This window comes from Gorillibacterium massiliense (assembly GCF_000455485.1).
Classification (GTDB): Bacteria; Bacillota; Bacilli; order Paenibacillales; family NBRC-103111; genus Gorillibacterium; species Gorillibacterium massiliense.
The window spans coordinates 1-10255 of record NZ_CBQR020000138.1; the positions used below are offsets into that span (position 1 = coordinate 1).

Here is a 10255-nt window from a genome sequence, read left to right on the forward strand (position 1 = left end):
CAGCACCTCTTTAGAGGTGCACTTCGGAAGCCAAACACAGGTAACAGATGATCTAGCGCGATTGCTTCGCATCCGGTTTTCAGGGCATAAGCCTTGATACGTTTTCAGTGGAATGCTTGGAGAGATACCCAAGTGGCTATAAGGGGACCCTCTGCTAAGGGGTTAGACTGCGTAAGCGGTGCGAGGGTTCGAATCCCTCTCTCTCCGCCAGTTTCCTGAAACGTTTAGCAATGTGGCGGTGTAGCTCAGCTGGCTAGAGCGTTCGGTTCATACCCGAAAGGTCGGGGGTTCGATCCCCTTCGCCGCTACCATATTTCTTTATTGCTAGCATGTCTTGTATGTGATAAGATTCAAATTGTTTCATTTGGAAGCTTAGCTCAGCCGGGAGAGCATCTGCCTTACAAGCAGAGGGTCGGGGGTTCGATCCCCTCAGCTTCCACCATTTAGCCGACGTAGCTCAGTTGGTAGAGCAGCGGTATCGTAAACCGCAGGTCGGGGGTTCGAGTCCCTTCGTCGGCACCATAAGAAGATCATATCGCGGAGCCGTGGTGTAGAGGCCTAACATGCCTGCCTGTCACGCAGGAGAACGCGGGTTCGAATCCCGTCGGCTCCGCCACTAATCTTCATGTTAGACAAAATGTCCTGTTTTTTTTTGCCTAAATGGCTCGGTAGCTCAGTCGGTAGAGCAGAGGACTGAAAATCCTCGTGTCGGCGGTTCGATTCCGTCCCGAGCCACCATTCAACTTCATATGGAGGGCTAGCGAAGTGGCCAAACGCAGCAGACTGTAAATCTGTTCTCTGACGAGTTCGGTGGTTCGAATCCATCGCCCTCCACCATTTTAGATTATGAGCCATTAGCTCAGCTGGTAGAGCACCTGACTTTTAATCAGGGTGTCGCAGGTTCGAGTCCTGCATGGCTCATCAAAAAAAGTCGTCGAACGAGTTAGGGTTCGGCGATTTTTTTTACCTCGAAAAGAAAGCTGCCCGAATTCCGGGCAGCTGTTTTTGTATCCAAGCGGCATCTCTTCATCAAGTTAGAACCTTTTTTTTGTCGCTAAGCAAGGCAATGGGGATTCCGACCAATACGAGGATGCAGGCAAAGCGAAATGTATAATGGAAAGCGTGCTCCATTGCGGAGAGAAATGATTCTCTAATTTGAGGAGCGATCCGGTTGATTTCGTTTGTATCGTCAGCCTTGGAAGCCTCGGAAGAGTCGCCTTCCGCTGCTATGGCAACTTGATCCTGCGGCTTAGCCTCTTGGTTTACAGCGGAACCACCGGTTGCGGCGACCAGCTCTTTTCCAATCATCTCCGCCAGCTTTACCTTCCCCGAAGGGCTAAGAGCGGCATCCGCCGCAATTATTCGGCTAGTTTCACCTTTTGCTTGATCCAACTGAGAGGTCATATGCGTGTTAAGTACGGTAACCAATAGGGCTACACCCAACACGTTTCCAAGGGCTCGGGACATATTGACGATCCCCGATGAGATGCCGACTTTTTCTTCCGGTACATTACGGATGGTGGAGGCAATGACGGGGGACATGGTTAGGCCCAGTCCGATCCCCGACAGACAGAGACGCAGGATAATCGACAGTTGAGAGGATTCCGCGGATAACGAACTGAACGTATAGATGGATAGGATCATAAAAGCCAATCCAGCTGCGCCGAACCAGCGGCTGCCATACTTGGCGGACAAAGGTCCTGCGCTGGAGGAAGTCAACATGGATGCGAGGGACATGGTTGAGATGGTGACTCCTGCGTGCAGTTCGCTCATGCCCATGACTCGGGTGAGGAAGAACGACATGAGAAAAGAGATGCTCATGATGGCGATCCCGACGATGAACATGGTGACGACAGCAGCATCAAACACTTTGATTTTTAGCAAGGCAAGGGGCAACATCGGTGTCTTCCCTTTGACCTCCGCCACAACAAAAGCGAGAAAAGCAATTAAAGCGCCTGCAAACAGAAGTAGGATGGGCCGGGAACTCCAGCCGTAATCGGAGGCTTTAATTAGAGCGTATGTGAGGCAAGACATTGCTGCGGTAATGCTGGCCATGCCGGCATAATCCATTCTTCTATCTACGGTGGGGTCGTAGGATTCAGGAATGAGCCGTAGTGTGAGGACGATGCTGATAAGCCCCAGGGGTACGTTGATGAAGAAGATCCAATGCCAGTTTAAACTGTCCGATAAAATCCCGCCCAAGGTCGGTCCGCTGGCGGCGGCTAAGCCGGATATGGCACCCCAAATGCCGATGATGGCCCCGTGCATTTCTTTCGGAAATATGGATGTGGTAAGGGGAATGGTAGTGGGAACGATAATGGCGCCAGCCAGCCCTTGAAGAATTCGCAAAGCGATCAGCCATTGGACGCTCGAGGCGAAGCCGGCAAAAAGTGAGGTTGCAGTAAAAAGGAGCAGCCCGACTATAAACACCTTTTTTCGGCCGAATTGATCGGCTAGCCTTGATGCGGTAAGAATAAACACGGCAAAGGCCAAGTTATAGCCGTTCACGACCCAGGAGATCTCCCCTACAGATCCCCCATAATACCGGGTCATCTCTGGAAGCGTGATATTGACAATGGTGGCATCCAGCAGTGCCATAAAAAATCCTAAAACAATCGCTGTAAAAGACAACGTTCGCTTCCATTTGCTTTCCATTGTGGAATCACTTCCTATTCGTTAGAATGTGAACTAAAGTTCATGTTTTAAATTATATGAACCAAAGTTCATATTTGTCAACAGCAAATTCCATTTATTGACGTTTCCATATGGTTTCTTTACAATCGTAGGCGAGAGGAGAAGGGAACATGACGAGTAGCGAAGACAAAACAAGGACGCCCCAACAGGAGCGCAGCATACGCACGAAAGAGGCCATTCTTCAGGCGGCGATGCGGCTTTTCTCCGACAAGGGATACCATAATACCACTTCTAAGGAGATCGCACGGGCAGCGGGCGTGTCGACGGGGAGTTTTTATTCTTATTTTGTGGATAAAAAGGCTGTTTTTATCGAAGCGCTTGTGCTGTATCAGCGGGAGTTTTACGAGCAAGTCGAAAGTTATTTGGCAAACGCCGATTTACATAACGGAAATAAAACCGATTTCCTTGTGAAGCTGGTGGAAAGCTTGATTGCAGCCCATCAAGTATACAAGGAATTTCATAATGAGCTTGGTGTGCTCTACTACGCGGAACCCGAGGTAAAAAAACTGATGGACGGGGTGCATGAACAGGCTTTTCAGACCACATTGTATTACTTAAAGCGTTGGAAGGATGAACTGAAGGTTGACGATCTGGAGGCTGCGTCCGTCGTTGTTTTTAATACCATGGATATTATGGTAGATAAAATGGTTTTCGAAGAGGGAAACATAAGCGCCGACCGATTAAAAAAAGAACTGGTCCAAATGCTAGCTGTCTATTTGTTCCGCGAAGAATAGAAAGCGAAATGAGCCAGGGGCACGCCGAATTCCGGGCGTACTGCCGCCGGGCTTTCTTTTCCGTCTATGCATGGGGTATCATTATAGAAAGAGAATGGAATAAAAGGAGCTTTCCATGGATTGGGAGAAAATCAGAAAGCAGCTTGAAGCGATTTTGGGCGTTAAAATTTCGATGCGTAAAATAACGTCGGACGAATGGACGCAAACGGCCGGTCCGCTGAACAAACGTTCTGCAGCTCGTGAGATGGGGGGAGAAACGGCCTACTGGCTGGAAACCTCGGGTTCTTCAGTTATCGCCTTCGTTTTTGACGGGAAAAAGCTGTCGGAAGCCGAACGGGAATTAGTTGCTCTGACTCTTGATGTTTACCGGCAGCGAGACAAAGCCAAAACGGCTTCCCCAGTAGGCGAGGAGGAACGCAAAGCCCAGCTTGTCCGGGATTGGTTCATGCGGCAGTTGGAGCTGGGCCATACCGAAGAGGAGCTTCCAGAACCGCTAGCTTCGCAACTGACGTTTTACAAGACGCGAATCCCCATCCTTTTATACGGCGAGTTTTCCAATACCCACAACGTTTCGTACCGGGAGCTGAAGAAGCTGCTGGAGTCGTTTTTTGACGCGGAGATCAGTTTGATCGCTCTTATGGACAAGGAGTGGCTTATTCTCGGACCGGAAAATATCGTATCGGAAAGCTTCGGTGGCAACCGCGACGACGGCAACGAGGAAAGTTTGGAGGATACGCTGACATCCATTTGCGAGGGACTGTACGAGATGCTCTCCAACGAATGGGTCGGGGAGTGTCACCTGGCTGTGCATTATCCGATGAATCCCGCCAAGGCGCTTTTGTCGACGGTTATTGGGCTGCGGGAGACGATCATGCTCGGCAAGGCTTTCCACTTGGGAAAAAATATCCATTTGCCTTGGGAACTCCGCTTGGAAAAGCTCATGAATGAAATCCCGGATCCGATGAAGCTGGTCTTTGTCCGGCAGATTTTTAAAGGGAACGATCCTTTATTGGACGCGGAAATACTAACCACGCTGGAAACGTTCTTCATGCTGGAGTGCAATGTGAGCGAGACGGCGAAAAAGCTCTACATCCACCGCAACACGCTGCTGTACCGGCTGGATAAGTTCAAGCAGGAAACGGGGCTGGACGTACGTTTGTTCAACGACGCGGTGCTTGTGAAGATTGCGCTTCTATTGTATAAAGTCACGAAAAGGCAGTAGTTTTTTTTGTAAGGATTGTGCATAGTCAATAATCACTAATTGCGATATGATAAGTGTACAGAATTTGAAACCATTTTCTTGGGAGGAATAAATACATGGCTGGCGTTCGCTTAAACCATATCGTCAAGAAATACGCGGGTAACGAGGAAGCAACCGTTAAAGACTTCCACTTAGATATCAAGGACAAGGAATTCGTCGTATTGGTCGGCGCTTCCGGTTGCGGTAAATCCACAACTCTTCGTATGATCGCAGGTCTTGAAGAAATTTCGGAAGGCGAATTGTACATTGGCGACCGTCTGGTTAACGATGTAGCTCCTAAAGACCGTGACATCGCGATGGTATTCCAATCCTACGCTCTGTATCCTCACATGAATGTTTATCAAAACATGGCATTTGGCTTGAAACTTCGTAAATTCAAGAAAGCCGACATCGATGCTCGCGTTCGCGACGCAGCGAAGATCCTCGACATCGAGCACCTGCTCGACCGTAAGCCGAAGGCTCTGTCCGGTGGTCAACGTCAACGTGTTGCTCTGGGCCGCGCTATCGTGCGTGAACCGCAAGTGTTCCTGATGGACGAACCGCTTTCCAACTTGGACGCCAAACTGCGTGGCGCAATGCGTGCTGAAATCAGCAAGCTGCACAAGCGTCTTGGCACTACCTTCATCTACGTAACCCACGACCAAATCGAAGCTATGACCATGGGTCAACGCATCGTCGTTATGGAAAAAGGCATTATTCAACAAGCCGATACGCCGGAAGAAATCTACAACAATCCGGTTAACATGTTCGTTGCAGGCTTTATCGGATCGCCGACGATGAACTTCCTGAACGGCGCTATTTCGGAAGAAGCCGGAACTCTGATCTTCAAAGCAAACGGCGTGAAAGTGGCGCTTCCTCAAGGCCGCGCTCAAGTGCTGAAGGACAAAGGCTATACCGGTAAAGAAGTCATCATGGGCATTCGCCCTGAAGATGTTCACGATGAGCCGATTTTCCTGGAAGGTTCGCCGAATTCCATCGTAAACGCCCATATCGAAGTTGTTGAAAACCTGGGCCACCAAATGAACCTGTTCTTGAATGGTCTTGGCAATGACACCACCATCGCCACTATCGATTCCCGCAGCGGTGTGAAGGAAGGCACTAACGTTCGTCTTGCTTTTGACATGAACAAAGTACACTTCTTCGACAAAGAAACCACGGAATCCGTATTGTTCAATAGCTAAAACACACAATCAAAAGGTCAGCCAATCGGCTGGCCTTTTTTATTGGCTAAGGGGATTTGCATCTTTCCTAAAAATGGGTAAGGTTGAGTCCGATAAACAAAGATAGACTGGCAACGCGGAAAATGTCGTCATGAATGCGGCGGGAAAAGTGATCTTCAAAGCAAAGAGTTAGATGAGCATGTGACTTAAGCAATACGGTCTCAGTTGATTTACGGGGACAATTCTATTACGATGAAACTATCCTGAATGAACCTGGCAATGGAAGGTTATTTTCAGGCGGCTGATCGGAACTTTCACACATTCGCTGATCGTCGCTCTAGCGGCATGTGTGTCTACTGGTAAAAGAAGGAGCTATGGCGATGCAGAAAAAAGCAAAGGTTTCTGACCTTGTTCGGCATTTTAAAATGGAGGTTATCCAGGGCAATGAGGGGTTGAAGCGGAGCATTACCGTTGCCGATATGTACAGGCCGGGCTTGGAAATGGCCGGTTATTTCAATTATCACCCGAAGGAACGGGTGCAGATTTTGGGCCGTACCGAGCTGGAGTTTTTCCAGACATTGAGCGATGAGGAACGCCGCGACCGGATGGAGCATTTGTGCAATGATGATGCGACACCCTGTGTCGTAGTGACCCGCAGCCTTGACGTACCCGAGGAGCTGTTGGACGCTGCCGCTCCGCGCAACCTGCCGATTATCCGCAGCAATATGCCGACGACGCAATTAATCGGGCAGATGACCGACTACTTGGAAAGCATGATGGCGCCTTCGACGACGATTCACGGCGTGTTGGTAGATATTTATGGGATCGGGCTGCTCATTACCGGTTCCAGCGGCATCGGCAAAAGTGAAACCGCTCTGGAGCTGGTCAAGCGGGGACACCGGCTGGTAGCTGACGATGCGGTTGAGATTCGGCAAACGGCGGAAAATGTGCTGATCGGCAATCCGCCCGAGCTGATTGAGCATTTGCTAGAGATTCGCGGTGTCGGGATTATTAACGTGATGACATTATTTGGCGCCGGCGCCGTTCGCAGGGATACAAAGATCAACATGGTAGCCAAGCTGGAAACCTGGCAGCAAGATAAACAATACGATCGCCTTGGTCTGGATGAAGAAACGACCCGGATCATCGAGACGGATATTCCCCTGGTGACCATTCCGGTGCGCCCGGGCCGAAACTTGGCGGTCATTATCGAAGTGGCGGCGATGAACCACCGGCTGAAGCGGATGGGTTACAATGCGGCGCTGCAATTTACAAACAAGCTGACCGAGACGTTAAACGATCCGGAAGATTTGGATTGATATCAGATATAAAGGAGAAGGAAAATGGATCTTGTACTCAACCGTGTTGCCTTTTCCATCGGAGACTTGATCTCTGTCAAATGGTACGGAATCATTCTTGCTCTTGGCGCTTTGGCAGGTTTGGCGCTAGCGGTATGGGAAGGCAAGCGTTATAAGATTGTTCCCGATTTTTTCATGGACTTGCTATTGATCGGTGTGCCTTCCGCTTTGGTTGGCGCCCGGGCGTACTATGTCATTTTTCAATGGGACGACTATAAAAACAACCTTTGGAACATCTTTAAGGTGTGGGAAGGTGGCATTGCCATCTATGGCGCCTTGATAGGGGCCATCATAGGGGCTTTCTTCTACATTCGCGCCAAGGGCTATAGCTTCTGGCGTATCGCCGACATTTGCGCGCCCAGCTTACTCGCCGGGCAAATCATCGGCCGTTGGGGCAATTTCATGAATCAAGAGGCCCACGGTGGACCGACGACAGAGAGCTTTTTGCGGCATACGCTGCATTTACCATCTTTTATCGTCAACCAGATGAATATCGACGGGGTGTACTATCATCCCACTTTTCTCTATGAATCGCTGTGGAATTTGATCGGCATCTTGATCCTGTTCTGGCTCAGACGGCGTCCGTTTTTGCGGGCGGGAGAACTGTTTATGAGCTATTTCATTTGGTATGCTATCGGCCGTTTCTACATCGAAGGCTTGCGGACGGACAGTCTGGCCTTTAACGGACCGGATTGGCTTAACTCCTTCATTCAATGGCTGTGGTCGCCGATGAAGGGGCTCCTGCAGGCAGAAGCCGGAAGCATGTCTTACGGAACGGTGCGCACTTCCCAACTGGTGGCGATCTTTGCTTTCATCGGGGCTATCGCGTTGATCGTGATCCGGCGGAAAATGGGTTATGCCAAGGAGAAGTATTCCGACCCGATTATCAGTACCAAAATACAAAAAAATACAACCGAGGTAGCTGCAGAGAATGATTGATACAGTATTGTTTGATTTTGACGGAACGATTGTAGATACGAATGAATTGATTATCGCCACTTTTCTTCACATTTTACAGGGGCATACCCCCCAGCAGCCCTTCACCCGGGAGCACATCATCCCCCATATGGGTAGCTCTTTGGCCGAGCAACTGTCAACGTTCACAGGCAGAACGGATGTGGAGGACCTGATAAAAGCGTATCGTGAATACAACGGGCGGATCCACGATGAAATGGTGCGCAGCTTCCCCTATGTCAAGGAAGTGCTGGAGCGGCTGCAGCAAAGCGGCATCAAGATGGGTGTTGTTACCAATAAAGTGCAGTTCAGCACTCGCCGAGGCTTGAAAATGTTCGAGTTAGATGGCTACATGGACGCGGTGGTGACGGCGGACGAGGTTTCGGCAGGCAAGCCGGACCCGGAAGGTATCCTGCTGGCGGTAAGCCGTTTGGGGAGCGATCCGGAACGTACGCTGATGGTGGGCGACAGCCAATATGATATGCTGGCGGCTCACGCTGCGGGCGTTAAAGCGGTCGGAGTCGCCTGGTCATTGAAGGGCGAAGAGTATTTGAAGCGATTTGAGCCTCACTACATGCTGCACGACATGCGCGATTTATATGAAATCGTTGGTTTAGGTGAGGGATGATCCGTGCGGAAAACAACCCGTTATCCCACCTCCGGTCCCAACTCCTTATGGCAGGTGTACCGGACGGTGAGCGTTTGGAAGGCGACGCGCAATTTCCTGTTTATTCAGGTTGCGCGCTATTCGCCTTCTTTGCGTTTAAAGAATGCCATCTATCGCAATATATTGGGCATGAAGGTCGGGAAAACCGTCTCCTTTGGTCTGATGGCGATGCCGGACGTGTTTTTTCCCGAATTGATCCATGTCGGCGACAATACGATTATCGGGTATAACTCCACGATTCTTTGTCATGAATACTTGATTAACGAGTACAGGCTAGGGGAGGTGCGGATCGGGGCAAACGTCATGATCGGTGCCAACACAACCGTTCTACCCGGGGTGACCATCGGTGACGGAGCTGTAGTCGGGGCGGGCTCGGTGGTGACGAAGGATGTGGCACCGGGCAGCTTCGTGGCGGGAAATCCGCTCAGACTGATACGTCCTGGAACGACTGAAGTCGATCCGAAAATCCCTTTCCCAGAGATTGACGGATGAAGGGCTCCATGCTATAGTAACTAAATATTCGCTTTAGTTTGGTAGTATGGTAGCACACTAAAGCGTTTTGCAAACGAGAATATTCCTTTCTTTATCATAAAGCTCATAGCTAAAGGAGTGGACGGTTTTGTCAAAACCAAAAGGCTTTGAAAAGCCGACAGGCGTTAAAGATTATTTGCCGGAGGCTGTTTCCCGCCTCAGGGAGATCGAATTCAGCGCCCTGGATTGCATGGCCCGCTGGGGGTATCAGCAGGTGATTACCCCGACGATGGAATTTTACGATACCGTTGGCGAAGCCAGCGCGACATCCGATAAGAAGCTATTCAAACTGCTGGATCAAAACGGACGGACTTTGGTGCTTCGCTCAGAAATGACGGCGCCTATTGCCCGGATCGCTTCTTCTTTATTGAAGGACCGGCCGTTTCCTTTGCGGCTGTCCTATCATTCCAATGTGTTTCGCGCTTTTGCGGAAGAAGCGGGGAAGGAGTCTGAGTTTTTCCAGACCGGTGTTGAGCTAATCGGCGACCCGTCTCCTGATGCGGACGCGGAAGTGATCGCCCTCGCGGTGGCCTGTTTGCAAGCGGCGGGGATCGGGACGTTTAAAATCGCTCTCGGACATGCCGGGTTTTTAAACGGCTTGTTTAATGAAACTTTGCCAGGGATGGACGAGGAGCAAACCTCTCTTAAAGAGTGCCTGCAAAACCGCAACTACGTCGGTTATCGCCGATCCTTGGACGGCATGGGACTTGCGGAAAAGCTGCGGCAAGAGCTGGACGGTATCCTGCGTCTCCGCGGCGGCGAAGAGGTGTGCCGGCAGGCGCAGCAGCTGACGAAGGATGAGAAGGCGCTGGCTGCCATCGATCATCTCTGCGGCGTTATGGACGTATTGAAAGCATACGGAGTCAGCGAGCATATCATGATCGATCTGACGATGA

Annotated in this window: 9 protein-coding genes and 8 tRNA genes; 16 read left to right on the forward strand and 1 reads right to left on the reverse strand. The window is 50.4% G+C overall.

Annotated features, from left to right (window positions below; all coding sequences use genetic code 11):
* The first annotated feature begins 118 nt into the window (after window positions 1–118).
* From TJ79_RS17795 to TJ79_RS17830, 8 genes are all read left to right on the forward strand, one after another.
* A tRNA-Ser gene (locus TJ79_RS17795) sits at window positions 119–210 on the forward strand.
* 24 nt (window positions 211–234) lie between these two features.
* Window positions 235–311, forward strand: a tRNA-Met gene (locus TJ79_RS17800).
* Window positions 312–366: 55 nt separating this feature from the next.
* Window positions 367–442, forward strand: a tRNA-Val gene (locus tag TJ79_RS17805).
* A gap of 4 nt (window positions 443–446) precedes the next feature.
* Window positions 447–522 (forward strand) — tRNA-Thr (locus TJ79_RS17810).
* Between the two features lie 17 nt (window positions 523–539).
* Window positions 540–616: transfer RNA gene (locus tag TJ79_RS17815), tRNA-Asp, on the forward strand.
* A 46-nt stretch (window positions 617–662) separates the two neighbouring features.
* A tRNA-Phe gene (locus TJ79_RS17820) sits at window positions 663–738 on the forward strand.
* A gap of 13 nt (window positions 739–751) precedes the next feature.
* A tRNA-Tyr gene (locus TJ79_RS17825) sits at window positions 752–837 on the forward strand.
* Window positions 838–848: 11 nt separating this feature from the next.
* Window positions 849–921, forward strand: a tRNA-Lys gene (locus tag TJ79_RS17830).
* A gap of 108 nt (window positions 922–1029) precedes the next feature.
* Here TJ79_RS17830 and TJ79_RS17835 read toward each other — a convergent pair.
* The gene (locus TJ79_RS17835; protein ID WP_040951702.1) at window positions 1030–2655 is read right to left on the reverse strand and encodes an MFS transporter; all 1626 of its coding nucleotides are present in this window, start codon (window positions 2653–2655) and stop codon (window positions 1030–1032) included.
* Between the two features lie 149 nt (window positions 2656–2804).
* On the opposite strand from TJ79_RS17835, the gene TJ79_RS17840 reads away from it, so the two are divergent.
* The 8 genes from TJ79_RS17840 to TJ79_RS17875 all read left to right on the forward strand — a co-directional run.
* Window positions 2805–3428, forward strand: coding sequence for a TetR/AcrR family transcriptional regulator (locus TJ79_RS17840; RefSeq protein ID WP_040951703.1), 624 nt, complete (start codon window positions 2805–2807; stop codon window positions 3426–3428).
* A 115-nt stretch (window positions 3429–3543) separates the two neighbouring features.
* Window positions 3544–4650, forward strand: coding sequence for a PucR family transcriptional regulator (locus TJ79_RS17845; protein ID WP_040951704.1), 1107 nt, complete (start codon window positions 3544–3546; stop codon window positions 4648–4650).
* 95 nt (window positions 4651–4745) lie between these two features.
* A complete protein-coding gene (locus TJ79_RS17850; RefSeq protein WP_040951705.1) occupies window positions 4746–5870 on the forward strand; it encodes an ABC transporter ATP-binding protein in 1125 nt (374 codons plus the stop codon).
* A 359-nt stretch (window positions 5871–6229) separates the two neighbouring features.
* Complete coding sequence (gene hprK, locus TJ79_RS17855; RefSeq protein WP_040951706.1) at window positions 6230–7168, forward strand: HPr(Ser) kinase/phosphatase; 939 nt, start codon at window positions 6230–6232, stop codon at window positions 7166–7168.
* 24 nt (window positions 7169–7192) lie between these two features.
* Window positions 7193–8146 (forward strand): prolipoprotein diacylglyceryl transferase, encoded by a 954-nt coding sequence (lgt, locus tag TJ79_RS17860; protein WP_052339718.1) that lies wholly within the window; start codon window positions 7193–7195, stop codon window positions 8144–8146.
* A complete protein-coding gene (gene ppaX, locus TJ79_RS17865) occupies window positions 8139–8789 on the forward strand; it encodes a pyrophosphatase PpaX (RefSeq protein WP_040951707.1) in 651 nt (216 codons plus the stop codon). Before lgt ends, ppaX begins: the two co-directional genes overlap by 8 nt.
* A gap of 3 nt (window positions 8790–8792) precedes the next feature.
* Window positions 8793–9320: an acyltransferase gene (locus TJ79_RS17870; protein WP_040951708.1), complete on the forward strand. Its 528-nt coding sequence runs from the start codon at window positions 8793–8795 to the stop codon at window positions 9318–9320.
* A gap of 127 nt (window positions 9321–9447) precedes the next feature.
* On the forward strand, window positions 9448–10255 hold an 808-nt coding region (locus tag TJ79_RS17875), incomplete at its 3' end, for an ATP phosphoribosyltransferase regulatory subunit (protein ID WP_040951709.1).

Coding starts and splice junctions, on each gene's coding strand:
- TJ79_RS17835 (WP_040951702.1), bottom strand. CDS start 2,655: ATGGAAAGCAAATGGAAGCGAACGTTGTCTTTTACAGCGATTGTTTTA.
- TJ79_RS17840 (WP_040951703.1), top strand. CDS start 2,805: ATGACGAGTAGCGAAGACAAAACAAGGACGCCCCAACAGGAGCGCAGC.
- TJ79_RS17850 (WP_040951705.1), top strand. CDS start 4,746: ATGGCTGGCGTTCGCTTAAACCATATCGTCAAGAAATACGCGGGTAAC.
- ppaX (WP_040951707.1), top strand. CDS start 8,139: ATGATTGATACAGTATTGTTTGATTTTGACGGAACGATTGTAGATACG.
- hprK (WP_040951706.1), top strand. CDS start 6,230: ATGCAGAAAAAAGCAAAGGTTTCTGACCTTGTTCGGCATTTTAAAATG.
- lgt (WP_052339718.1), top strand. CDS start 7,193: ATGGATCTTGTACTCAACCGTGTTGCCTTTTCCATCGGAGACTTGATC.
- TJ79_RS17845 (WP_040951704.1), top strand. CDS start 3,544: ATGGATTGGGAGAAAATCAGAAAGCAGCTTGAAGCGATTTTGGGCGTT.